General features: G+C 57.4%; 18 protein-coding genes. 10 read left to right on the forward strand and 8 right to left on the reverse strand.

The genetic code is table 11. The features are described 5' to 3' along the window. Positions 1–70 precede the first annotated feature (70 nt). The 3 genes from mreD to P8935_RS06765 form a co-directional block, all read right to left on the reverse strand. Positions 71–592 carry a rod shape-determining protein MreD gene (mreD, locus tag P8935_RS06755; protein ID WP_348264225.1) on the reverse strand — a complete coding sequence of 174 codons (522 nt, stop codon included), beginning with the start codon at positions 590–592 and terminating at the stop codon, positions 71–73. Beyond that, positions 592–1,809 carry a rod shape-determining protein MreC gene (gene mreC, locus P8935_RS06760; protein WP_348264226.1) on the reverse strand — a complete coding sequence of 406 codons (1,218 nt, stop codon included), beginning with the start codon at positions 1,807–1,809 and terminating at the stop codon, positions 592–594. The genes mreD and mreC overlap by 1 nt, the downstream gene beginning before the upstream one ends. 122 nt (positions 1,810–1,931) lie before the next feature. Continuing rightward, a complete protein-coding gene (locus tag P8935_RS06765; protein ID WP_348264227.1) occupies positions 1,932–2,933 on the reverse strand; it encodes a rod shape-determining protein in 1,002 nt (333 codons plus the stop codon). Positions 2,934–3,344: 411 nt separating this feature from the next. Here P8935_RS06765 and P8935_RS06770 point away from each other — a divergent pair, with 411 nt between their 5' ends. From P8935_RS06770 to P8935_RS06785, 4 genes are all read left to right on the forward strand, one after another. Next, a complete protein-coding gene (locus P8935_RS06770; protein ID WP_348264228.1) occupies positions 3,345–4,835 on the forward strand; it encodes an aldehyde dehydrogenase family protein in 1,491 nt (496 codons plus the stop codon). 257 nt (positions 4,836–5,092) lie between these two features. Beyond that, complete coding sequence (locus tag P8935_RS06775) at positions 5,093–6,571, forward strand: hypothetical protein (protein ID WP_348264229.1); 1,479 nt, start codon at positions 5,093–5,095, stop codon at positions 6,569–6,571. 125 nt (positions 6,572–6,696) lie between these two features. Then, entirely contained in the window at positions 6,697–9,186 is a 2,490-nt protein-coding gene (locus tag P8935_RS06780; protein ID WP_348264230.1) for an ABC transporter permease, read from the forward strand. Between the two features lie 206 nt (positions 9,187–9,392). Beyond that, the gene (locus P8935_RS06785; protein ID WP_348264231.1) at positions 9,393–11,957 is read left to right on the forward strand and encodes an ABC transporter permease; all 2,565 of its coding nucleotides are present in this window, start codon (positions 9,393–9,395) and stop codon (positions 11,955–11,957) included. A 60-nt stretch (positions 11,958–12,017) separates the two neighbouring features. Here P8935_RS06785 and P8935_RS06790 read toward each other — a convergent pair whose 3' ends face one another. Both P8935_RS06790 and P8935_RS06795 read right to left on the reverse strand, forming a co-directional pair. Next, entirely contained in the window at positions 12,018–13,259 is a 1,242-nt protein-coding gene (locus tag P8935_RS06790) for a hypothetical protein (RefSeq protein WP_348264232.1), read from the reverse strand. A gap of 139 nt (positions 13,260–13,398) precedes the next feature. Next, positions 13,399–13,881, reverse strand: coding sequence for an Lrp/AsnC family transcriptional regulator (locus P8935_RS06795; RefSeq protein WP_348264233.1), 483 nt, complete (start codon positions 13,879–13,881; stop codon positions 13,399–13,401). A gap of 243 nt (positions 13,882–14,124) precedes the next feature. On the opposite strand from P8935_RS06795, the gene ald reads away from it, so the two are divergent. After that, a complete protein-coding gene (gene ald / locus P8935_RS06800) occupies positions 14,125–15,240 on the forward strand; it encodes an alanine dehydrogenase (protein ID WP_348264234.1) in 1,116 nt (371 codons plus the stop codon). Between the two features lie 61 nt (positions 15,241–15,301). Here ald and P8935_RS06805 read toward each other — a convergent pair whose 3' ends face one another. Next, positions 15,302–15,676 (reverse strand): hypothetical protein, encoded by a 375-nt coding sequence (locus P8935_RS06805; RefSeq protein WP_348264235.1) that lies wholly within the window; start codon positions 15,674–15,676, stop codon positions 15,302–15,304. Positions 15,677–15,807: 131 nt separating this feature from the next. Between P8935_RS06805 and P8935_RS06810 the strand changes: the two genes are divergently transcribed. Both P8935_RS06810 and P8935_RS06815 read left to right on the forward strand, forming a co-directional pair. Further along, on the forward strand, positions 15,808–18,108 hold the full coding sequence (locus P8935_RS06810; protein ID WP_348264236.1) for an ATP-binding protein: 2,301 nt from the start codon (positions 15,808–15,810) through the stop codon (positions 18,106–18,108). After that, entirely contained in the window at positions 18,105–19,460 is a 1,356-nt protein-coding gene (locus tag P8935_RS06815) for a sigma-54 dependent transcriptional regulator (protein ID WP_348264237.1), read from the forward strand. The genes P8935_RS06810 and P8935_RS06815 overlap by 4 nt, the downstream gene beginning before the upstream one ends. Here the strand turns inward: P8935_RS06815 and P8935_RS06820 are convergent. Next, positions 19,444–20,283: a J domain-containing protein gene (locus tag P8935_RS06820; protein WP_348264238.1), complete on the reverse strand. Its 840-nt coding sequence runs from the start codon at positions 20,281–20,283 to the stop codon at positions 19,444–19,446. The two genes, P8935_RS06815 and P8935_RS06820, sit on opposite strands and share 17 nt — an antisense overlap. Before the next feature lie 338 nt (positions 20,284–20,621). Between P8935_RS06820 and P8935_RS06825 the strand changes: the two genes are divergently transcribed. Next, a complete protein-coding gene (locus P8935_RS06825) occupies positions 20,622–21,068 on the forward strand; it encodes a recombinase family protein (RefSeq protein WP_348264239.1) in 447 nt (148 codons plus the stop codon). Between the two features lie 25 nt (positions 21,069–21,093). On the opposite strand, the gene P8935_RS06830 is transcribed toward P8935_RS06825, so the two are convergent. Beyond that, positions 21,094–22,131 carry a hypothetical protein gene (locus P8935_RS06830; protein ID WP_348264240.1) on the reverse strand — a complete coding sequence of 346 codons (1,038 nt, stop codon included), beginning with the start codon at positions 22,129–22,131 and terminating at the stop codon, positions 21,094–21,096. Between the two features lie 114 nt (positions 22,132–22,245). Here P8935_RS06830 and P8935_RS06835 point away from each other — a divergent pair, with 114 nt between their 5' ends. Both P8935_RS06835 and P8935_RS06840 read left to right on the forward strand, forming a co-directional pair. After that, positions 22,246–22,620, forward strand: coding sequence for a hypothetical protein (locus P8935_RS06835; protein WP_348264241.1), 375 nt, complete (start codon positions 22,246–22,248; stop codon positions 22,618–22,620). A 168-nt stretch (positions 22,621–22,788) separates the two neighbouring features. Further along, positions 22,789–25,539 (forward strand): TonB-dependent receptor, encoded by a 2,751-nt coding sequence (locus P8935_RS06840; RefSeq protein ID WP_348264242.1) that lies wholly within the window; start codon positions 22,789–22,791, stop codon positions 25,537–25,539. Positions 25,540–25,751: the final 212 nt, after the last annotated feature.

A 25,751-nucleotide genomic window follows, 5' to 3' on the forward strand; every position in this document is an offset into this window, starting at 1 on the left:
CATGCGCGAGAGGCGCTTTTTCATTCTCTGAACCAACGTACTCAATCGCAAATTTTCAATTGCTGATTCTCTAATCGCGAATCTTCGTCCGGTCGAGGATCGGAAAGAGCACCAACGCAATCAGCGAATTGCCGATCGCCTTGTACAACTCCGCTAACCAGTTGGTATCGATGCTCATCCCCAGCAAAAAACGAACCACAAAGTAGTACGTCACGCTCCCCACCAGCGACAGCACAAATGTCATCACCAACCGGATAGCGTGGTTCTCAACATTCACCAGCACTCCAACCGACGCTGCCAGGTAGCCAACCAGAGTTTTTGCAATGCCATTGATTCCAATAGGAAGGCCCGTCAGCGCGTCTTCAAAAAGTCCCATCGCCCCGCCGAGGATTGATCCCTGAATCGGATTGCGCCGGCTCAGCGCGAAAAACACCGTCACTACCAGCGGTAGATCGAACCACGCAAACCGGCCCAGAACCCGCGGCAGCCAAGCCTGCAGCACCAGCGCCGCAATCGGCACCAGCGCATAGATCAGCACCGGATAGCTGTGAATCTCATAGTCGCGGCGGCTCTCGGCGGATAGCACAGACACTAGTTCTCCCTTTGCGGCGTGACCGGGGTTGGAGCGCTCGGTTTGCTCTCGGGAGCTTTCGGCGCGGGCTTCTTCTTCGGCGGGGATTGATCAATCACAGGCGCGCCGCTCTCCGGAGCAGCGGGTACAGTCGGCGTCGTAGCATTCCCCGGCGTAAAGCGATCAGGATGAAGTGCCGCCGGCGGACGCGCGACCGGATTGGGATTCGAATTGTCCTTCAGCGGCTGCTGATCCGGCGGTACATTGGGTACGATCAGTCCCGGCAGCTTTTCTGCCATTCCCTCTGATGTCTTCTGCTGCTCCGCCTCAGCGCCGCCCTTCAATGCCTCGCTGGTAGCAATATCCTGTTGCTGATCCGGCGGGAAGCGCGGTTCCGTCGACGTGACCACCAGCACCTCATCGAGCTGATCAAGATGCGCCGCCGGCTTCACGACAACTTCGACAAACCCGTCGCGTTCGGGATCGTTGAGCACCTTGTCCACCACACCGACAGGTAGTCCGCGAGGAAATATCTGGTCGCCGCCCGCCGTCAGCACGTTCTCGCCCGCCTTGATGCGCTGATCGCGAATTACATCTTCTATCTGCGGTTGCCCAGCGCCGTTGCCGCGCAGAATGCCGCGAATGCGTGTCGTCTCCAAAATTACTCCGGCGCCACTCGACTGGTCGTTGATAGCCAGCACCTGAGCATTGTGGGGGAAAACGTCACGAACCTTGCCGACAATTCCGTCGGGCGTGATAACCGCCATATCGCGGTCAATCCCGTCAGCTCTGCCTTTGTCGATGTAGAACACGCGCGACTGATCGGTTCCGCTCGACCCAATTGCCTGTGCCGCGACCGTTTTGTAAATGTATTTCTGCTGAAAATTCAAAAGTGCCTGCAGCCGCTGACCTTGCTTGGCGTCTTCCAGCAAGGCCGCTTGCTCCAACCGCAAACGGTCAACCGTCTTCTGCAGATCTGCGTTCTGCTGGCGAACATGCCGCAGATCGACGTAGTTATGCCATAGTCCGGAGATGCCGGATCCCGAGGAATGAAGCGCCTTTTCCGGAGGGGAGACGATGGAGTTGGCCCAAAGGCGAATCAGTTGCACGTTATGCCCGTCGCCTGCCTGCCCAGCGCCACTGCTGCGGCGCACCTGCATGGCAAGCCCCAGAATCTGCGCCACCAGCAAAGCCAGCAGCACCACCAGATTCCGATAGCGAACGAAAAACGATTCCATTGGGATCAGTCAACAGTGGACAGTGAACAGTGGTCAGTGTCTTGCCGGTCCGTGCGTAGAACGAGTACCAATGTCAGAGGACGGTTCACTGTGCACTGTCCTCTGATCACTGTCCACTGCATTTAGTCGATCTTGATCTTCCGCAGCAGTCTGAAGTCCGACAGCATTTTGCCGGTGCCCAGCACCACCGAAGCCAGCGGATCGTCTGCCACCGAGACCGGCAGTCCGGTTTCCTCGCGAATGCGCTTGTCGAGATTCTTGATCAATGCGCCTCCGCCCGTGAGCACGATGCCGCGATCTGAAATGTCCGCCGACAACTCGGGAGGAGTCCGCTCCAGTGCTACGCGAATCGCATTCATGATGACTGCAATGCACTCGCCGAGCGACTCGCGGATTTCGCTGTCGTCGATGGTGATCGTCTTCGGCACGCCCTCAATCAGGTTGCGACCCTTGATCTCCATCGTAAGCGGCTTGTCCAGCGGATACGCCGACCCGATCTCGATCTTGATCTGTTCCGCCGTACGCTCGCCAATCAGCAGGTTGTACTTACGCTTCAAGTAGTTGGTGATGGACTCGTCCATCTGGTTTCCGGCCATTCGCACCGAACGCGAATAGACGATACCGGAAAGTGAGATGACCGCAATATCGGTAGTCCCGCCGCCGATATCGACAACCATGTTGCCGCCCGGCTCCGTAATGGGAAGCCCCGCGCCAATGGCCGCCACCATGGCCTGTTCCACCAGGTAAACTTCGCTTGCCTTGGCGCGATAGGCCGAGTCTTCGACAGCGCGCTTTTCCACCTGGGTGATTTCTGAAGGTACGCCGATCACGATGCGCGGATGCACCAGCATCTTGCGGTTGTGCGCCTTCTGGATGAAGTAGTTCAGCATCTTCTCGGTGACTTTGAAGTCGGCGATTACGCCGTCTTTCATCGGCTTGATAGCCACGATGTTGCCGGGAGTGCGCCCCAGCATGTCCTTGGCTTCCTTGCCTACCGCTTCCACCTCACCGGTGTTTTTGTTGATGGCCACGATTGAGGGTTCGTTGACAACAATCCCCTTACCGGCGGCGAAGACCAGTGTGTTGGCGGTCCCAAGATCGATAGCCAGATCGCTCGAAAACATACTGAAGAGAGAGCGCAAGCCATGTGACCGCGAAGTACGCGAAGGATAACCGTTCTGTGACATGTATGAGTGGAATCTACCTCAATTGAGATTGTACGGCCAACGGGGTAATGCAACGAAAAACACCGTTGGTAATCAATAGAGAGGGGAGCTTTGTAAATAACCCTTTGTAGCTACCCCTTGAGTTATACGAGTTACCCTTTAACAGCAAAGTCTTCTAGCCGATTCACGCAAGTCTTTATTCCGGAATTGCGCTTGCGCTGCGTTGAGGCGAGGTCCGCCCTAATGCGCTAAAATCAAGTGTTTTTGTGCCCACCAGGGCAGTGCGCCGACCGCTCCCAATTCCGTCGGACATCTGTCCACTGATCACTGTCCACTGACCACTAGAAACTCAGAACTGAGAACTCACACATGACCTACCCCACCTACCACAATCTGATCGGCGGCGAATGGCTCCCCGCCGCAAGCGGCAAAACCATCCTCAACGTAAATCCCGCCGACCACGACGATATCGTCGGATCATTCCCGGCCTCCGACGCTGAAGACGTTAACCGCGCCGTCGCAGCTGCGAAAAAAGCCTTCGCCACCTGGCGTCTCGTCCCCGCGCCCAAGCGCGCCGAAATCTTGCTCCGCGCCGGCATCCTTCTCCAGCAGCGCAAGGAGCAGTTCGCCCGCGACATGACCCGCGAAATGGGCAAGGTGCTGGCCGAGACCCGCGGCGACGTGCAGGAAGCGATTGATGAGGCTTTCTATGTTGCCGGCGAAGGCCGCCGTCTCTTCGGCCAGACCACGCCTTCTGAACTGCAGAATAAGTTCGCCATGAGCATCCGCATGCCCGTAGGCGTCGTCGGCCTCATCACGCCGTGGAACTTCCCCATGGCCATCCCCAGCTGGAAGCTTTTTCCCGCGCTCGTCTCTGGCAACACCTGCGTCATCAAGCCCGCCACCGATACGCCGATCTCCGTCTATAATCTCGTCCAGACTCTCGTCGACGCCGGCCTTCCCGCGGGCGTAGTCAACATCGTCAGCGGCAGCGGCAGCGGCGCCGGCAGCGCCCTGGTCGAACATCCCGATGTTCGCGCCATCAGCTTCACGGGATCCAGCGAAGTCGGCTCGCATGTCGCCCAGCGCGCCGCCGCCACCTTCAAGCCCGTCTCTCTCGAAATGGGTGGTAAAAACGCGCAGATCGTTCTCGATGACGCCAACCTCGAACTCGCTCTCGACGGGGCCCTCTGGGGATCTTTCGGCACCACCGGCCAGCGCTGCACAGCCACCAGCCGCATCCTGCTGCAAAAGGGAATCGCTGCCAAATTCACGAAGGAGTTCGTCGCCCGCGCCAAGGCTCTCAAGATCGGCAACGGTCTCGATGAATCCGTGCAGGTAGGCCCGCAAGTCAACAAGAGCCAGATCGAAACTTCCGCGAAATACGTCGACATCGCCAGCACTGACGGTGGAAAAATTCTCTGCGGCGGTCACGCCCTCACCAACGGCGATCACTCCAAGGGAACATTCTTCGAGCCCACCGTAGTCGGTGGCGTCACCCACACCATGCGCATCGCTCGCGAAGAAGTCTTCGGCCCCGTGGTTTCGCTGCTGGAGTTCGACACCTTCGAGCAAGCCATCGAAATCGCCAACTCGATCGATTACGGACTTTCGACCGCGCTCTACACCAAAGATGTGAATCGCGCTTTCACTGCCATTCGCGATCTCGAAGCCGGCATCACCTACATCAACGCACCCACCATCGGCGCAGAAGTTCACCTGCCCTTCGGGGGCGTAAAGCACACCGGCAACGGTCACCGCGAAGGCAACGGAGCCATCGACTTCTTCACCACCTGGAAAGCGGTCTACGTCGACTATAGCGACAAACTCCAGCGCGCCCAGATCGACAACGCCGAGTAACATCCATTTCAGTTTCTAAAAATCCGGGTGCCCCATCCATGCGCAGTTTCATCGCGCATGGGTGGGAAAGCACGAACGTTGGTCAGCCGAGCGTCAGGCCGGGTGCCCCATGTCCGGGGTGGAGGTATCTTTCTGAGACCTGGCCACCCGCAATCTCACCCTCCAACAACCCCATTACCGCCAAAACCCGTCTCAGTTATATACAGCGTGCGCCTTGTTGCGTCCCCTTTAATCCCTCGGGAGGTTTCCCCCGCCTTATGCGCTTATTCCGGTCATTACCCGTTGCAATCATCCTTCTTTTCAGCACCACCTTTGCGTTCCCTCAGGCGCCTTCCGACCCGCACAACGCCACACATCAGGACGTAACGCTTAAAAGCCTGTTCACCGCGCCAGTGTCTAAGCTCTCTCAAATCTTCATTCGGAACAACGCTGTGCATCCCGACTCACGGATGAACCAGAACTACACTTCAGCGCCAGCAGCACCCTTGATATTCACCAGTCCAGTCTTCAATCAATCCATCTTCGATACCGCCACCCTCGTTCAAACTTCAACGGCGCAGGGCGACCCCTATGTCACGCCGGTCACCCGCATCATCTCCTCTGACGCGGGCGTAAATGACACGGCGCCGCTCTACACCTACCACAACTGCAACTACACTGCCGCCAACTCTGCGGCGCCTTGTGTCGGCGCATTCATGGTTTCGCAGAACAATCCGGGCGATCTGCACAACGGCGTGTGGGGCATCAATCCCATCGCGATTCAGCGCCACGGCGGCACTAACTCCCTCACCTACGGAGTAGAAGCCAACGTCTTCAACGAAACCGGACTCGACCCCGGCCCTCCCGGCAAATTGTCTCCGTCAACCAGCCAGATCTTCGGCATCGCCGCCACCATTGCCGGCAACTCTACTGGAGTTACCCACGGAACCTCCGCCTTCCTCGCCACCGACGAAAACAGCGGCTCCTACTGGTACGACGGCCTCTGGGTCGAACGCGCCATCTATGCTGCGCTCGAGGCAGGTCCCGTCGGCGGCGGATCTGATTTGCAATGGTCCGTTGTCTCCAACGCCACCGGCAGCGCCAGCCCGAAGCGCAACTTCGCCAGCATCCCGCAGGCCGACATTGCGTCCTCGTGGAATGGCCACGCCTCAATGCTCGAAGTTCTCAAGCGGCAGTTCGTGCCGAGTTCAGCCGCGCACCCCGCAGGCTGCTACGACTACACCTTTTCGACGGCTCTGCGCCAGCAATTCTGCGACGACGGCAGCAACGTCTTCCTGCCCGCTTCGAATGCCGCAGCCATCCGCATCACTCCCGATGCCAATGGGGAGTCCGGAGCGGCAGTCTCCGTCACCAACGCCGCCAACAGCGCCTATACATTTCTCGTGCAGAAGAACGGCGCCACCACCATCGACAACTCCCTCACGGTCAACAGCTCCGCGCGCGCCGCGTCCTTCCAGATCGGACCGCATACGGTTCTTCCGTCAAGCCTCGATGGCTATCACGGCTCCGGCGCCAAGGTTCAGATCAGCGACGGCACCGGCCGCGCCGGCAATTTGCCCAGGTACGATTCGGCGGGCAACGTCACGGATAGTGGCGTCTCAACCACGCAACTCCCCGTCGCCTCTCCGAAAGCCGAAGCGGGTCACATCGCCTGCATCAAGTCCATCGGCCCACCCATCCAGATCGGCTCCTGCTCCACACGCCCCGACGCCACCGGAGCCTGCTCATGCAACTGAGTGGTGACCCTCACCAGCCCGTGTCATAGCGTCGAGAAACCGAAAAACAATCGCTCAATAGCCTAGAAACTCCTGATTGACAGTTAGACATTTCCCGGTTCAACTCTCATCTGAGAGGTCGCCCCATGACATTGAAGGATGTCATCATCGCTGCGCGCATTCTTGCCAAGCGCCCCGCCTACACCTTGACCGCCGCCCTGACAATCGCTCTCGGTGTCGGCGCCAGCACCACAATCTTCAGCGTGACCAACGCAGTTCTACTCAAGCCGCTCCCCTACCGCGATCCAAACAAACTGGTAATTGCCGGCATGGACCTGCGCAAACGAGACGTCCGCGATCTGCCATTTTCAAATGCAGACTACATCGACCTTCGCGACGGCACCAAAGAGTACTTTTCTGACATGGCTGGCGTCTTCACTGGCCGCATCGTTGTTCCCCAGGAAGACGGAACACCTGAACAGATCAGCCTCGCAATTGCGACGACGAATTTTTTTGACGTGATGGGCGCCAAAATCCTTTTGGGCCGCGACTTCAATGCGCAAGATGGAATTCCGCAGCCGCAGCCTCCGCCCAATGCCGCAGCCGACAACGCGCCCGCGCGCCTGCCCGGCACAGCCATCCTCAGTTATGAATACTTCCGCAGGCGCTACGGCGGCAACACCTCTGTTCTCGGCCATAACATCACGATTCCCGGCCAGCCCGGTCCCGTGATCGCGGGCGTTCTGGCTCCCGGGTTCCGCCTCTACTTTCCTCCTGACGCAGACGTCCAACCCGCCCCCGACATCTACATCGCCAATCGTCTCGGTTACGACTCGGCAGAACGCAACGACTTCTCCATTCGACCCATCGGAAGGCTCAAAGAGGGAGCATTGCTCCAGAGTGCGCAAGGCGCAGCCGACGGCATTGCCGCCCAGGCGCGGCAGACGTTTTCCATCGATGAGACTGCCGGCTATTACATCCACCTCGCGCCGATGCGACAACATCTTGTGGCGGCGGTTAAGCCCGCCATCCTCACGCTCATGGTTTCAGTGATCTTTCTGCTCCTCATCGCCTGCGCCAATGTCGGCAACCTTCTTCTCGTTCGCGCCTCGCTGCGCCAGCAGGAATTCTCAGTGCGGGCAGCCCTGGGGGCAAACCGGTTGCGGCTTGTCGCTCCGATCCTTATTGAGGCGGTTCTGCTTTCCGTGATAGGCACTGTCGCCGGTCTCGGACTCGCCTGGGCGGGAATCCTCGCTTTGCGGGTTCTCGCTCCAGCCAACCTTCCTCGCCTCGAGGATGTCCGCATCGATGGAGCGGTGCTTGCTTACAGCGCACTCGCCGGTCTCGCCTCCGCGGCTATCTTCGGGATTGTTCCCGCCCTGCGCGCTTCGCGTCCCGCGCTGATGAATGTGCTGCGCGGCATTAGTAGAACCTCGGGCATGGGTAGCGGAGCTTTCCTTCGGAATGCGGTCGTGATGGCCGAAGTAGCGCTCTCCTTCATTTTGCTGATCGGATCCGGGCTGATGTTCCGCAGTTTCCTCAAACTGCAAGCGATCGATCCGGGTTTTGATCCGCATCATCTCCTCACATTCCAAATTCAAGGCATCGGCAATAATCGGAAGACCCCGGAGCAACGAGCCGCATTCATGCATGTGGTCACAGAGCAACTCAAATCTATTCCCGGCGTTCAGAGCGTCACAGGTTCATTTCCATTTCCCCTCACCGGCGAGTTCAGTCCCATTCGGTGGGGAACAGAAGATGCCGCGCGCGATCCAAGCCGCTTTCAGGCAACTGATTTTCAGATTGTTCTTCCCGGCTATTTCGAAGCGATGCGTACACCGTTGCTCGCGGGGCGCACCTTCACTGATGACGACAACATGCCCAAACGTGACGGCGTAATCGTTGACGATGCTCTCGCCGCCAAAGCATTTCCCGGCCAGTCCGCGATCGGCAAGCACATCCTCATCCGCCTGCGCACGCCTGAAGCGGAGAAGGTACAGATCATCGGCGTCGTTGCGCATCAGCGGGTAACCTCACTCGCGGAAGTCGGACGCGAGCAAATCTACTTTCCGGACGCATTTCTTGGTTCCGGCGCAATTCAATCCTGGGCTCTGCGCACAGGAAGCGATCCCGCTTCTTACGAAAGCCAGGTCAGGGCAACCCTGAAGGCGCTCGACCCGCAACTCCTCGTCAACAAAGTTCAGACAGCCGACTCTGTTGTCTACGATTCGCAGGCCGGCACGCGATTTTCACTTTTGCTCATCTCCGTTTTTGCGGTCATTGCCGCTTTGCTCGCTGGCGTAGGCCTTTACGGCGTTATTTCTACCTCTGTTCGACAGCGCACTTCCGAAATTGGCGTCCGTATGGCAATGGGAGCCGAGCGCGGCGATATTCTTCTTCTCATCGTCGCGCAAGGACTGCGACTGAGCGCAGCCGGAATTGTGATCGGAGTGATTGGATCAATTCTCCTTGGCCGCGTTATCTCCGCGCTTCTTGTGGGAGGAATAAAATCGACCGACGCCACGACTTATGTCTCCATGACCGCAGCGTTCCTGGCAATCTCCGCGCTCGCATCCTGGCTACCCGCCCGTCGGGCGTCCGGCCTCGATCCTGCGAGGGCGCTGCGGGAACAATAGAAGAGCGGAAAGTACGAGCAATCCAGTCCGTTGCGGCATCCTTTGCGCTTTTCGCTGTTCAATTCTGAACGCTGCCTTTTGATTTCGGACAGGAGAAATTTACCCAAGTCTGCGCAAAACCATTTGTTTCGAGGGCTTCCATGTCGAATGGAACGGCGAATGGCGTGCTCCCACAATGAGCGAGACTCGGTTGGGGGAGAGTGCGAATGCTGTCAGACCTGCGCGACGCGCTAAGGCAATTGCTGAAGGCGCCCGGATTTTCTGCGACGGTTGTGATTACGTTGGCCTTGGGAATTGGAGCCACAACGGCGATCTTCACGCTGGTTCATCAGGTGATGCTGAAGTCGTTGCCGGTGACGAAGCCCGATGAGTTGTGGAGGATCGGGGACAAACTCCGCTGCTGCAATTGGGGTGGATACACGCAGGGAGACGACGGCGACTTTTCGCTCTTCTCCTGGGAGGCGTACAAGAATTTCCGCGATCATACGCCGGAGTTCGCCGAACTAGCCGCGCTGCAGGCGGGCAATGCGCCGCTTGGCGTGCGGCGCGGCGGATCACAGGCGCCAGTGGATACGCGCAACGGACAATACGTGTCCGGGAATTTCTTCCGCACCCTCGGCGTGCAGCCGTGGCTGGGTCGACTTATGACCGATGCCGACGATCAAGTGGGCGCGCCGCCGGTTGCAGTACTGAGCTATCGTATCTGGGAGAGCAAGTACGGCTCCGACCCTTCGGTGGTCGGCGGAAATTTCGAGATCAACGGGCGAGTGTTCACCGTCATCGGGGTCACCCCGCCAGGGTTTTATGGCGCCAAACTCACCGGCTGGGGTATGCCGGACATCTGGCTGCCGATCACGTCCGAGATGATTCTTGCTACGGACGTGGCACGACCCAAGCGAGCCAACGAAAACTATCTTGATCTGCTCGGAAGAGTGCGCCCCGGTGTCAATTCTCAAGCACTCGAGGCCAAGTTGCGCGTGGAGTTCCACGGCTGGCTGGCTAGCCATGTCGCGGACATGGAGCCGGGCGAGAAACAACTCTGGCAACAGCAGAGCCTCCACCTGGTACCGGGAGAAGCGGGCGTAGCGGCGATGCGCGACGAGTACAAAGATGGTCTCAGGCTTCTGCTTATCGCTGCCGGATGCGTGCTGTTGGTCGCGTGCGGCAACCTCGCAAACTTGATGCTGGCTCGCGGGTTGAAGAACCGTCCACAGATCTCGGTTCGTGTCGCACTGGGAGCGTCGCGGCTGCGACTGGTGCGCAGAGCGCTGGTTGAGAGTGTGCTGCTTGCGGTGCTTGGTGGCGCGTTTGGAATTGGTGTAGCGTACGCCGGAACCCGGTTGATTTTGTACCTCGCATTCCAGATCGGCGGCCCGAATAACTATGTTCCAGTGAGCCCGACGCCATCAACGCCAGTGCTTCTGTTCGCGCTGGGAGTCTCGATTTTGACGGGGATAGTCTTTGGGACGGCACCCGCCTGGATGACTTCGCACGCCGATCCGGTCGAAGCACTGCGCGGTGCGAATCGTTCCGTCGGCGGAGGCCGTTCGTGGGCGCAGAAGTCGCTCGTGATCGCCCAGGCGGCGATGTCTCTGGTGCTGCTGTCGGCGGCTGCGTTGCTGGCGCAGAGTCTGCGCAACTTGGAGCACCAAAATTTCGGCTTTGATACACAGGGACGTTATATTGCATGGATCAATCCGACGCTGGGCACCTACAAGCCCGAACAGATGGAGCAATTGTTCCGCCGGGTCGACGACAGCCTGAGAGGAATTCCCGGCGTGCGGATGGCCGTGCCCGCGCTTTATGCGCCGATGACCGGCGATAGCTGGAACGACGGAGTTCGCATCCAGGGCAGGCCTGAGCCGGGGCCCAAGGAGGACACCGGAGCGGGCTGGGCGCGCGTGATGCCGGGATTCTTCGACATCATCGGTGCACACATACTCATGGGGCGGCAATTCACCGAGGACGATACAGCCGCGACGCCCAATGTTGCGGTTGTGAACGAAGCTTTTGTGAATCGATTCTTCAAAGGCCAGAACCCGATCGGCCAGCATTTCGGCCCGAACAGGCTGCGCTACGCCTCCACCTTTGAGATCGTCGGTGTTGTTAAAGACATCCGGTATATGACCTATGACTACAAGGATCCCGTCCGGCCAATGTTCTGGGTGTCGGAGTTGCAGACGGCGAAATACGATGATCCGGTCTGGGCGCAAGGCGAGAAGTGGTCTCACTATCTCTACAACATCGTGATCTGGGCTCCTGGCGATCCTCCGGGAATGGAAGAGAAGGTGCGCAAGGCGATAGCCAGTGTCGAGCCCAGCCTGGTATTGAACGACGTCGACCCATACGGCAAAGTCGTGAGCGCAGACTTTCAGCAGCAAAACATGATCGCGACGCTGACATCTCTCTTCGGGGCGCTCGGTCTTGCGTTGGCAGCCTTGGGGCTTTATGGGGTGATGGCGTACACCGTGGAGCAGCGCACCAACGAGATTGGATTGCGAATGGCCCTTGGCGCAGATCGCGGACACGTGACCAGTATGATCCTGCGCGGCGCGCTTTGGCAGATCGGACTGGGCCTTGGTATTGGGATTCCGTTGGCCATCCTCGCTGGGAAGCTGATGAAAGACCAGTTGTATGGTGTGCAACCGTGGGACCCGATGATGTTGACTGGCGCCACGATACTGCTGGCCCTCGCTGCACTCATCGCGTCAGTAGCGCCAGTGCGACGCGCCGCTAACGTGGAACCCATGATCGCACTACGCACTGAGTGATGGCATCTGGCAGGCGTATCGAGCGCTGCAAATCTAAAAGCTAAGGCAGGTCTGCTATCGCTAGTTCAGCCGCGCATGCAGCACCGCAGACTGTCCCGCAGCCGTAAGAGCACAACTTGCGTGCTGATCGCATTTGTAGTGAATCAGCGCGTATCGGTTCGACCAATCCGAAGCCGTAGCCTGCCCATATCGCTTGTCGATTGCGAAGGTCTTGTCTTCCACCCACAGCATGCCGCGCGCCGAATCGTATCCGGTAACTCGATCATCGCCCTGGATCACGAATCCGTTCCCCCACTTAGGGGCTGTTCGCTTTGCTGTATGCCCTTCTTCAAGTTCTTTCTCACGTAAAGCAGCTTTCGGATCGAGCAGCATTGCCTGCTCGTCGAGCGTAGGAAAATTCGTGTTGAAGTCCCAGTAATCGGCTTTCCGGTACTGATCGGGCGAGCAGGGAAGCGTTCCCTGGGCATTCACAGCACCTACTAGCCCATCGTGCGCGATCTGGTTCTGGAACAAATCCTTCCCACGCTCACGGATCACCTCGGCTGCCTGCATCTGCGCGATCTGGCTTTGCCGAGCGGCCTGCACCGCAGCGGCGCGCGCTGCCGCAGAGAGCTTCTTTCCATCGGCGCCCAATTCCGCTGAAGCAGGAATCGTCACCCCGGCATTCTGAGGATTGAAAGGGAAATCAATCTCCTTCCCACACAATGCAAATCCCGACGAGTCCATGATGCGCACATTTACCGAAAGCGGCATCGGCGGATTGCTGACTACTCGCGAAAATCCGGCACCCCAGCGATCCTCCATGGGTTCGATCCGCAGCTGATACACCAGTCTTCCGGTTTTGGCGTTGCCATCCCACTTCGTATCCAGATGCCCGCGCAGACCGGCAACCGCAAAGATGCCCGGGCCCATGTCGCCCGGCTGGGGTGCGTCGACTTTAGGTTTGTTGATCGTCATAAATGCAAAGATCGCAAAGACGATGAGTGCAGCGAATCCACCAATCAAAACAAAGTTCGGCTTCTTCTTCGGAGGCTCCGCCGCAGACTTCTCCGCAGCATCAACAAACTCCTCCTGCTCCGCTTCTTGCGGCGTAGGCTCTTCTGATTCCTCAATCTCTTCGGCAATCGGCCTGGGCGGGGCAACCGGCTTTGTCGCTGCAGTAGGCGCCGTGGACGTGGCAGGGGCCACAGCAGGGGGGGCTTCTATGGTCGCGACCGCCGACGATGACTTGGCGAGCGGAGGGGCCGGATGGCTTATCTCTGCGTACTCTTCGTCGAAATCATGCTGGTCTGACTCAAACATCTCTAGTCCTCTCAGGACCCGAATGGAATTCTCCCACGTTGGTAACACTAACGCAAAGTACTAGCGTAACCCCACTTTACCGTCTCAAGACTTCAGTGAGCACCCTCAGTAATTGACTAGCTAGGTTCGCTCGACGTCGCTACACGCGGTTCCCATCCAGCACGTCCCTGAGCGCGAAACTCGTTTCAAGCCTTGTCACCCCGGGAAGACGGGAAAGCTCATTCTGATGCAGGCGGCCGTAATCATCGATTCCCGACACTCGAGCCACCAGCATGTAGTCGTATTGACCGGCCATCAGATGGCAGCTCACGATCTCTTTGCAGTGCCGGACCGCTACCTCAAACGCACTCAACACCGAGGCTGATTGGCGCTCCAGAGTGACCCGGATGTAGATCGTCATGCGCTTTCCCAGCAAACGGTCATCGACTAATGCCTGATAGCCGCGAATCGCCCCGGCAGTTTCCAGAGCCTGGATCCGCCGCGAAGCCGCCGAAGCGGACAATCCCACGGCTTCTCCCACTTCGTAATTGGTGGCGCGACCATGGCGTTCCAGGTAGCGCAGGATCGAGGCGTCCAGTTCGTCCAACTCCGAATTGGGCTGAGCCTTGACGTTTTCTTGCATAGCTTAGCTTCCATCCTCACATTTTGTGTGTTCATGGATGTTCTAACACGATATTTGCACACATTGGAATCTCTTTGCGCCGTAGGATGTGTGCAACTGGATGCCAGTGATGCGACGTCGCGCCGGATCATGCCCTCCCCCAAAGAAAGTACTATCCGGCGCGAGCTTTTCAATACCGCCCTGCTCCAGGCCTTCCCTGATTTGTCCAGCGTCCGTAAGCTGAATTGAAGGAGCCTTAATCCCATGATCATCGGCGTTCCCAAAGAGATTAAAGACAACGAAGCCCGCGTAGGTGTCACTCCCGCAGGCGTCAAAGCGCTGACTGAAGCCGGCCACAAAGTGCTGGTCGAGACCCATGCCGGTGAGCTTTCAGGATTCAACGACGCAAGCTATCAGGATGCGGGTGCCGAAATCGTTGGCGACGCTGGGAACGTCTGGGGCAAAGCCGAGACCGTCGTCAAAGTTAAAGAGCCCATTGAGCAGGAGTACATCTACTTCCGTGAAGGCTTGGTCCTCTTCACTTACCTTCACTTGGCTCCGATTCCCGTCCTTACCAATAAGCTTCTCGACTCCAAAGTGATCGGAATCGCTTACGAAACTGTGCGCGATCGGCAAGGCACCCTCCCTCTGCTGACGCCGATGAGCGAAGTAGCCGGCCGCATGAGCGTGCAGGTCGGTGCCGCCTATCTTGAAAAGGAGCGCGGCGGCAGAGGCATTCTCCTTGGTGGTGTTCCGGGAGTTCCACCCGCGAACGTCACGATCATCGGTGGCGGTATCGTCGGGACGAATGCGGCAAAGATCGCTCTCGGCTTCGGCGCCAAAGTCACGTTGGTCGATGTCAATCTTCATCGCCTTCGCGAACTGGACGATCTCTATAGTGGTCGCCTCTACACTCTCGCTTCAAATAGCTATAACGTCGCGCTTGCTACGCGTGAGGCCGATCTTGTTATCGGCGGAGTGCTTATCCCCGGAGCAACCGCTCCCAAGCTTGTGACTCGCGCGATGGTGTCAGCCATGAAGAAGGGCGCGGTCATTGTTGACGTTGCCATCGATCAGGGCGGCTGCGTTGAAACCGCTAAGCCCACCTCGCATTCGAATCCCAGCTACGTCGTTGACGGCGTTGTTCACTACTGCGTGACCAATATGCCCGGCGCGGTCCCGCATACATCCACGCTCGCGCTCACCAATTCCACGTTCCCGTACCTCATGCGCATCGCTAACCTTGGCGCACGCGGAGCACTTAAGAGCGATCCTGGATTTGCTGAAGGCCTCAACACCTACCTCGGCACACTGACCCATCGCGGCGTAGCCGATAGCCAGAAACGCGAGTGGACGGGCACCGACATCGTCCTCGGATAGTTTGAAGGACAATCAGCAAGCCCCGCTCTTCAAGAAGAAGATGCCCGGGCCCATGTCGCCCTTACTCAATCTCGGCTGTTACCTGAAAATCTCCGGTCGTGCCGTCCGCAAAAAGGAGTTCGTAGCTGCGGTTGTACTCGTAGGTCCGGGACGTGTCCTCTTTAAGGACCTTGGCTTTGTAGTCGCCCAACCGCAGCACATACACATTTTTCTTTGCCCTATTCCCAACCATTTCGTATTTTTTGCCGTCGATCGTCACATCCAGGTGTTGATTCCAAAAGCAGACGCTCGTTCCATTTGTGACATCGCTGCAATCTGAAGCGATGCGCGAGGTCTGTACATGAATGGTGGTAATGTAATCCGCTGAGTTGGGAGCCGGCTTTTCTGCCAGGGCAAATGAAGGTAGAACCATAGCCAAAACAAACAGTACTTTCATCACCGCAGTTACCTCTGCCTTAAGGACGAGGGGCAGGAACATCAGGATGCAAGGGGGCAGGCATATTTCATCTCCTAATGACTGAGCCAGCCATCTAGCGGCCGTCTTTTGCCTGCGCCTATAATCGCCCCATGCCCATCGACAGCAACTCACGGCGCCGTTCTGTCCTATTTCTCGGCGCGGGCGTGTTGCTGTTCTTCGCGTTGTTGGGCGGCCTTCAGGCTTTCAATACTTCGAATGTTCGCTTCCTCAGCCCAGAAACCTCAGGGGAGACGCTTGCGTTTACGGGCCTCACCGTTGTCGTCTTCCTGCTGTTGCTGGTTCTGCTTCTTTTATTACTTCGCAACATCCTCAAGCTTTACGCGGATCAAAGCAGCAGCGCTCTCGGCGCGCGTCTCCGGACGCGGATGGTCCTCGGCGCCGCGCTTATTGCTCTTACACCTGCGGTCTTCATGTTTCTGTTCAGCTTTCAGCTGATGAACCGCTCGATTGACCGCTGGTTCTCGCCCAACACCTCGCAGCTCCGTGAGGACTCCACGCGCGTGGTGTTGGAACTTGCGCAGTATGTCACCAGCAATGCGCGCGGAGAAGCCGAATCCATCGCCGCTACCGGCGCGCCCGATGGAGATGCATCAACGCTGGAAAGGACCCTGGCATCCCATCGCATCACTCTTGAGGGAGGCTTTGTTCTCGTCTATGACCAGGGCCGCCATGTCATCTCCAGCTTTGCAGCACCTCCAGAAACCAGTCCGGCGAGTCTCATTCCCTGGCTTCCTGAGAAAACAAATGACCCGAAATTTCAATCCGTCATTCCGCTGCAAGGTCCACTTTCGAGGAGTATTTTCCTCTCGGCACAGGGCAATGACGAACCTATCGTCCGCATTGCAGGTCAGGATTATGCTCTAGGCAAGTCAGCAACGCCATCGGGAAAGCTTGTGATCGCGGCTCTCCCCATGCCACAGGGGCTCAGCCAGACCACTGCTCGGATTCGCCAGGGGGCAGCTGAATACTGGGATTTGTTTCGCTCCCGCAACAGCATTCGCGCCACATTCTTTCTCATGCTGCTGCTTATCACGGTGGTGGTCTTTTTCTCCAGCGTCTGGCTTGCTCTGTTTCTTTCCAAGCAGATTACCCGTCCGGTTGAAGCATTGGCAGATGCCATGGACGAGATCGCCGCAGGCAAATATGAGCATCGCGTCGGGCTTGTTACAACGGGCGAAATGGCAGAGCTCGTGCGTTCGTTCAACCACATGGCGGCCGATCTCGAGGCCAGCCGTAAGCTTGCCGAAACCTCTTCAGCCCAACTCACTGCCGCCAACCAGGCTATTGAAGCTCGCCGTCGCGAACTTGAAACAATTCTCGAGACCATTCCCTCCGGCGTCGTCACCCTTAATGGTTCCGGTGTTGTGCTTCAGGCCAATCGCGCTTTCTCCGTGTTGATTGGCCAGGATGAGAACCTCAGTCTTCGTGGTCAGAAGCTTGACGTTCTGTTGCCACCCGACTCCTTTGAAGAACTCTCCGGCGTCATCCGCCGCGGACAACGAATGGGCGCGGCTTCTACCGAGTTGGAATTTCATCTGCGTGGCCGCAATATGCACCTTGCCGTCACCAGCGCTCGCCTGGAACTGGCACAAGGCAGATCCGGGACGATCCTCGTCGTCGAAGATACTTCGGAACTTCTAAGGGCCCAGCGCCAACTCGCATGGAAAGAGGTGGCTCAGCGCGTCGCTCACGAAATCAAAAATCCTTTGACCCCCATCGCTCTTTCAGCGGAGCGCATCGGGCGCCATCTCGATCGCAGTCAGCCGGACTCGCCCTCCATCATCCGCAAATGCAGCGAAGTCATCCTCGCCTGCGTCGGAACTCTTCGTACCCTCGTCGACCAGTTCTCGGCGCTTGCACAATTTCCCGCGCCGCAACCGCGGCCCTGCGACATGAATCAGATCGCCGACGAAGCCCTTGCATTGTTTGCCGGTCGGCTCGACGGCATCACTGTCAAACGCGATCTTGAACCGGGCCTCCCCCCAGTTCTTGCTGATCACGAAGCCATTCGTCGTGCCTTGGCTAACCTCATCGACAATGCAGCCGAGGCCATGCAGGGTAGCCTGCTTCGCGTGCTTTGCGTGCACAGTTCGCTTGCGGAAGACGGCGCTGCTGTAGAAATTGAAGTTTCAGATACCGGTCACGGGCTCACTGAAGAGATACGTGAACGCCTGTTTTTGCCGTTCTATTCCACCAAGCACCGCGGCACCGGACTAGGGCTCTCGATTGCCTCCAAGATTATCCAGGAGCTGGGCGGATCAATTCGCGCCGAGAGCAACTCACCGAAGGGCGCGCGCTTTCTCATCCGCCTCCCACTACTTGATCATCCCGAGCAGATTCATCCCGACACGAATGCCGGGGCGTCTTCACTCACTGAGGCGCGCTCATGAATCATGTCCTCGTAGTCGACGACGAGGCGGAAATTCGCACGTCTCTCGAAGAGATTCTCACTGAAGAGGGTTATGCTGTGGCAACCGCCGCGACTGCGGCTGAAGCCCTGTTGCTCGTTGAAGATGCACCGTACGACGTTGTCCTGCTCGACATCTGGCTTCCGGATCGCGACGGACTCGATGTTCTGGCCGACATCCATGCGGTGGCTTTGGAAAAACGTCCTGAAGTTGTCATCATCTCCGGACACGGCACGATCGAAGCGGCTGTCAAAGCCACAAAACTTGGGGCTTACGACTTTCTTGAAAAGCCGCTCTCGCTCGATCGCACGCTGATCGTCCTCAAGAATGCCGTCGAAGCCCGTCGCCTTCGCAGCGAAAACATGGAATTCAAACGCCAGTTCAGCGTGGGTGCTGTACTCACCGGCGAAAGCGTTCCGGTGAAGGCGCTGCGTCAGCAAATTCGGCTCATGGCGCCGACCAACGGTCGCGTCCTGATCTATGGAGAGTCTGGAACTGGCAAGGAACTCATCGCGCGCGCCATTCATGCCGAGAGCCTTCGCCGGGACGGCGTTTTCGTGGAGTTGAACTGCGCTGCCATACCCGAGGCACACATCGAGTCCGAGCTTTTTGGCTATCGTCATGGCGCGCAACCCGGTGGCCCGCCGGAGCAGCGCGGCACACTCGAGCGTGCAGATGGCGGTTCGCTCTTTCTCGACGAGGTGGGCGACATGAGCCTCAAGACGCAGGCCAAGATGCTCAGCGCTCTCGATGATCAGATGTTCACTCCCGTTGGAGGAACGCAGCCGTTGTGCGTGGACGTGCGCGTCATCGCCTCGACGAATAAGGACCTCGAAGAAGAAATTGTCAAAGGAAACTTCCGTGAAGATCTCTTTTACCGTCTCAACGTTGTCCCCTTCTTCGTGCCTCCGCTACGCGAACGCAAGCAGGACATCCCGCTACTGGCGCGCGAATTTCTCACTGAGTTCGGCCGCCAATACGGACGCCCCCGCATAGAGATCAGCACAGAAGCTCTGGAAGTGCTGCAGCAATATCACTGGCCGGGCAATGTGCGCGAATTGAAGAATGTCATTGAGCGCGTATTGATCCTGAACCCGCGGACCCTGCGCATCGAACGCAAACAGCTTCCGCCGCTTACCCACAAGTCCGGCTCACGCTCGGCGGAAGATTTTTCTACGCTGCAGCAGGCACGCGACGCCTACGAGCGCGATTACATTCTTAAGAAGATTGAAGAGGCTCGCAACAATGTAAGCCGCGCAGCTGAACTACTTGGTCTGGAGCGTAGTCATCTCTACCGGAAGATGAAAGCACTCGGCATCACTGTACGCGAGTAGAAGGCAAATCATCTTGCCTGTTCACGAGCGCGTAGGATCTTCGGTCTCCCGTGTTCTGCCGCCGATCGTTCGTGTTCACGCGCCGATCTCGCCTGCCTGCCCGCCGATCTGACCCCGAAATTGCCTGAACATTCGCGCCACGCCGCCGGTCTTGGCCAGTCTGGCGCCGATCGAGCCACACTGATGTCGTCGAGGGAAGGATGATCGCCTTCGAGCCAATTGCACCATGCGAGGCTGACGATCCATTCGATGAAGTCTTTTGATTTTGACTTGATTTTACGAACTTATCCTTACCATCCGTCAGCAATCTGTTCAGCACCGGCAGGTTGATGCGCTGCGTTTCGATGAAATCCACGCCCTCGGCCGTCAGCGTGAAGTCAGAGTTATCGGCCTTCGAAATAAAGCCCTTTTTCAGCAGATACCAGGTGGTGAAATCGAGATAATCCCGGGGAAATCCCATGCGCCTCTCAATCTCCGCCAGCGACACTTCGGGAAAGCGCGAATTAGCCCGGCGCTTGAAGTAGAGGACCGCTAGCACCGCGACGCGCCGGTTCATCTCGCCTTCGACACTATCCAAGAAGTCAATGGAATTGGAAAGTGGACTGGGCTCTACTGCCTCCTGACGGCAAATTGCGTCATATTCGGCGCGGCGCGATCGATTCGACAGAGTGTCGAAAGCCATCTTGAGCAGGCGGAACATCTCTGCGTCGCCTGACTCCGGGTTGTCCGGGTGGAATCGGGCCGCAAGATAGCGGTAGACGCGATGGATGGTATCCGCATCTGCGTGCGGACTGATCTGCAGGAACTCGTAGTAGTCGATCATCCCTGGTGCTCTCTCTTTTCAGGAAGTTGTCACAATTTGTCGTCCGGGTGGGGAGCCCGAGGGATGCCGAATTGTATCAGCATTTTTCTTGACAGGAACAGACTGTTTTACAGTTTCCCCTCATCTACGGGAGTGGCGCTTTGCATTCGGCCGATCCAGACGGCCTTGTTCATTACTGAACAGCCAATTACGAAAACGGGCGGAATAGTTTCGCAACTAACTGCATCGGTGTTCGGGAACCCATTTCGTCTCAATGGATTGCTACCGTCATCTCGGCGCAAAAGTCTGGCACTTCAATTGCTTTGTACCAACTCACTGAAGTGTCTTTGGAGGCTCCAATGGCCTATTTCGAGCGGATACGAGATGTGGTGTCCGAGCCATTCAGCTCGGACGTGATCCGTCAGCGCACATCTGCCGGCTGGCAGATGGTCTCGATCGAGTGGCGGCGCGAGCTGCCTGACTCCGAGACCCCATCCGACGGAGCGTTTAGCGAAGCGATCCCGTTTGGCTTGCGCATCTCAGAAGACTGCAAGCGTCTTGAAGTCGACCCTCACGAAAATCAGGTCCTTCTCCTTATGATGGATCTTCTGGCACAGGATTTCTCCTACTCGGCCATCGTCAGCGATCTGAATGAAAAGGGTTTTCGGACTCGCGAAGGCAGACCCTGGAGCAGGGTAGCCGTCTTCAATATGATGCCGCGGTTAATCGAAGTTGGCCCGCGCATCTTCTCCAGCGAAGAGTGGGAACAACGTCGTATCAAGCTGGCTCGACGCGAAGCGCCATAGCGGCCAAACGTCAATCGGCCATCAGCTATTTCAGAATCGGGCCGAGCGAAGCGGGGTTGTCGCCTGTCCGCGGATCGACCCGAAAATCCCAGACAGACTGGCTGATATCCGACGGAGAAAGAATTTCTACCAGCGCATATTCACCGATCGCCAGTGTCGTCTCTGGCGTCAGCTTCAGCCAGTGCTTACCCGGCATTACTTCAGCCTTGGTCGGAATCACGTCCTCATCCTGCGTGATCTTGCCGGTTGGGCTCACGTGGATGGCACCGATAATCCTGACTTCTCTGCGCTCGTCCACTTTCACAATCGCAAACCCCGAAGTCGGTGAATGCGCGCCATGCTTCCGGTGCGCCACTTCCTTCGCACCGTTCGTAGGAACTGTCAAAGCGTGCGATAGCACCTGTTCGACATTGTCCTGCCCTTCAAGCGAAAGATAGATGGCCGGATCGTTAACGTGCAGGTGCACCTTGGCATGCGCTCCCGTCAACTCAACCGTAGCTTTCTGGGCGGCCATCGGATTCAACGTAGCCAGACCCTTCCGATTCTTCTGGTTAAGGCTCAGATCCGATGCCGGCATCTCCACGAGCTCGGGAGTTCCCTGATAGGTGTCGAGAGCGAAAACGCCATCCTGATCGGGAAGTTCCAGTCCTTTGGCCACCTCGGGCATGCGAGCCATCATCTCGTTGCGCTCCGCGGCTTCTTCCTTGTCAATTTCCGCCGCCTCTTTCATGGCAGGCGATGCCGCCTCGGAGCTTTCATATGGTCCGCTATGAGTCTTCTCCCATTTGTTCGTCGCGTCCCAATCCACCATGTCGTAAGGCAGCTCTTCCCAGTCTCCGCCGCGCTCCAGCGACATGTATTTCACACGATCGCCCGCCACCTTGTACTCGCGAACTATCTGGTAGCTTCCGTCCTTCAAGATCAGGCGATGATTATGTTTCAGGCCAGCTGCATCGGGCTTCAGGGAGGTTCGATTATCGGATTTGTCCTGCTTGGTCTGCGCACAAACGGCAGTCGCGGTCAGCGTTAACGCTGCCAGCGCGATCGCCATTCTCCGTCCCATGTGTCTGAAATGCCTCATTGCCCAACAGTTTAGACGTTCCCGTCGCACTCTGGTTTGCGGCCCGTTACCTCGGACATCATTTCATCGGTGACCTATGAGGATATGACGCATCCAATGACGTGTATTCTTGATGTAGCTCCCCTCCTGCAAGGACGCTCAGATTTGACTGGACTTCACACATGGATGCGCAGCGATCGCCACGCCAGGCCGAGAGCCTTCGCCGTGGTTGTGCTGCTGTGCGTGGCATTGCTTGCCCTGCTCACCGTCATCCAGGTAGCCCACGTCCACTCGGTAGATACTGACGCAGATCATTGCCCGCTGTGTATTGTTCTGCACACTGCGGCGCCTGTTGCTGCTGCTGCCGCGGCTGTTGTGCTCGTTCATATCGAGGGCGTTACAGCGGTGATTGCCATAAGGCCCATCGCAGCCATCTGGCACCGGCAGCTCTTTATTCGACCTCCTCCAGACGTCTCCCCGGCGTCGTTCTGACCACGCTTCCTGGCCCAATTCTCTGACTCAGCCAGCCCCGCACCGAGCTTCGGCCGAATCATCTTTTGAGCTTGATCTTGATCACCACGATGCCACCGCTGCACTGACAACGCCGTGCGCTTTCCGCACCGGCCATTCAGTTTTCAGTCAACGATCGGAGGCACCATTATGCCGTTTGTTTGCGGCAAGCTTTTTCGCACACTTCCCCTTGCGGCGCTTCTTATTGCGGCCGTCGCAGCACCAGCGGCACAAGGTGGCAATGCTGGTTCGGTTCGCGGCACAGTGACGGACCCATCAGCTGCCGTGATTCCTGGCGCGACTGTTCACCTCTCCAACGCGATCAGCGGACTTGACCGCACCGTTACGACCGATGGCACCGGCCAGTTCGAGATCGACAACGTTCCATTCAATAACTATCAGCTCAGCGTCTCTGCTTCAGGATTCGCTCCTCTCAGCCAAAGTTTCGTTCTGCGCTCTTCCGTTGGAGCCTCGCTGAAACTTGTGTTGAAGATTGCAAGCGCGGATTCAACCGTGACTGTAGAAGCTTCGGGCGACCTGGTGGAAACTGATCCCACGTTCCACACCGACGTTGACCGCGACATGTTCATCAAGGTGCCGATGGAGAGCCAGTCGTCGTCGCTCAGCTCTTTGGTGACCGCCACCACTCCTGGCGTTTCCTCTGACTCCAACGGTCTTTTCCATGGCCTTGGCGACCATGCTTCAAATTCCTTCTCCGTGGATGGCCAGGCGATTACCGACCAGCAAAGCAAAGTCTTTTCCAACCAGGTCCCTTCCAATTCGATTCAGTCTATCCAGGTGATCTCTGGCGCGCCACCGGCTGAATACGGCGACAAGACCAGCCTCGTAATCGTGGCGACCACACGCTCCGGCCAAGGAGTGACCAAGCCAACGGGAAGCGTGACTAGCTCTTACGGAACTTTCGGCTCTGCATCGGCAGGTTTCGATCTCTCCTACGGTGGAAAGAACTGGGGCGACTTTGTAGAACTCGACGGACTCAACTCTGGCCGCTTTCTCGATCCGCCCGAGTTCGCTGTCTTCCACGACAAAGGCAACGAAGAGAACTTTTTCGATCGCATCGACTACAGCTTCTCTGCGATCGACTCCGTCCATCTCGATCTGAACTATAGCCGTTCGTGGTTTCAGACCCCCAATTCGTACGACAATCTGAATGTCTTGAATGTCGTAGACGGAGGAACTTCCGCGACTCCAGTTTTTGGCGTAATTGGCAACACCGATCAGCACTCGAAGATCGGGACCTACAACATTTCTCCCACATACACGCGCATCATTGGAAGTGACTCGGTTTTCAACATCGGCGCATTTGTTCGTCGAGATGACTACAACTACTACCCCAGCGGTAACCCGTTAGCCGATCTGGGCGCGCCAAATTTGCAGACTTCTTCGATTGGGCAAAACCGTACCCTGACGAATGCAGGTCTTCATTCGGATATTTCTTACGCTAAGGGAATTCACACGATCAAAGCCGGCGTGCAGTTCTCGCATACGTTTTTGCGTGAGAACGACAAACTCGGTGTCGTCGAAGCGATCTACAACGCACCCTGCATCGACGCGGGCGGTATTCCGCTGCCTGGATATTCTGATCCATCGCAATGCGTCGCCGGTGGAGCCTTCGCGAATCCGAACTACCAAACCGTGCTCGCTCCTTACGATCTGACGCGCGGTGGTGGCCTGTTTGCGTTCACTGGTCGTGCCGATGTAAAAGAAACTGCTCTTTACGTTGAAGACCAGATCAAAAAAGGAAACTGGCTCTTCAACCTTGGCCTTCGCCAGGATTTCTACAACGGACTCTCCACCGCCAAGCAAACTGAACCGCGCGTAGGCGTGGCGTACAACATCAAGCCGAGCGCCACTGTGCTGCGCGTCTCTTACGCTCGCACGCTTGAGACTCCCTTCAACGAAAATCTTGTGCTCTCGAGTAACGGATGTTCAAATATCGTGCTAGCTCCGCTGCTCAACTGCTCTTCCGGCGTCTCCACGACCGAGCAGCCTGGTTTCCGCAATGAGTTCCATGCCGGTCTGGAGCAGGCATTTGGCAAGCGCGTTATCGTAAGCGGGGAGTACATCTGGAAGTACACGCACAATGCATTTGACTTCAGCGTGCTTGGCAACACACCAATTACTTTTCCGATCGACTGGCACAATTCCAAGATTCCTGGTTACGCATTGCATGTCGAGGTTCCGGAGTTTCACCACTTCAGTGCCTATTCGGTCATGTCCTCTGTCGCCGCGCGGTTCTTCCCGCCGCAAGTGGCGGGCGCAGGGGCTACGGTGGGCCAGACGGGACTTCCATTCAGGATTGACCACGACGAGAAGTTCAACCAGACTTCGCACGTTCAGTACACCTACTCCCGTGGGAAGGTCCTGAACGGCCTATGGAGCGGCTTCAACTGGCGCTATGATTCCGGCCAGGTAGCGGGCGCGGCTCCATGCTACAACCCACTCTCAAACGATCCCAACAGCGCTTGCGACTCGACTTCAACCACCCTGAATGGTCAGCCTGCAATAGACCTGAGCAGCCTTACTGCAGACGAGGAGTTCCAGGCCGGCCTGATGTGCGGAGGGCAGAAAGCCACACCCGGCAGTCCGCTTCCGACCATCTGCCCGGCTTCCGAATATGCTTCCACGCTGCTGCGCATTCCCGCACCTGGCACCGGTAACAATGATCACAATCCACCACGCATCGCGCCCCGTAGTCTCTTCGACGTTTCAGTCGGTAAAAACAACCTGTTCCACACCGACCACTTCAAAACCGACCTCGATTTCACCGCGGTGAACGTGACGAACAACTATGCGCTTTATAACTTCCTTTCTACCTTCAGTGGCACTCACTACGTAACTCCTCGCGCGCTTACCGCGAAAGTGACTCTGAACTTCTAGGCGTGTGACCGTGCTCCAGTGCGGCTCCTGTACCTCATTTGAGACGCAGGGGCCGCACTAAAGAATTACATCTATATAGCTGATTCAAAATATGCTTAAGTCTGCGGTGGAATTCCCCGCGCTACGACGAAGTAACCCATCGGGTAATCGAACCCGATATCCATGGTTCAGGGTCGTGGGTACTAGCGAATGACCGGTCCTGAAGGTTTGAT

Source organism: Telmatobacter sp. DSM 110680 (assembly GCF_039994875.1).
GTDB lineage: Bacteria > Acidobacteriota > Terriglobia > Terriglobales > Acidobacteriaceae > Telmatobacter.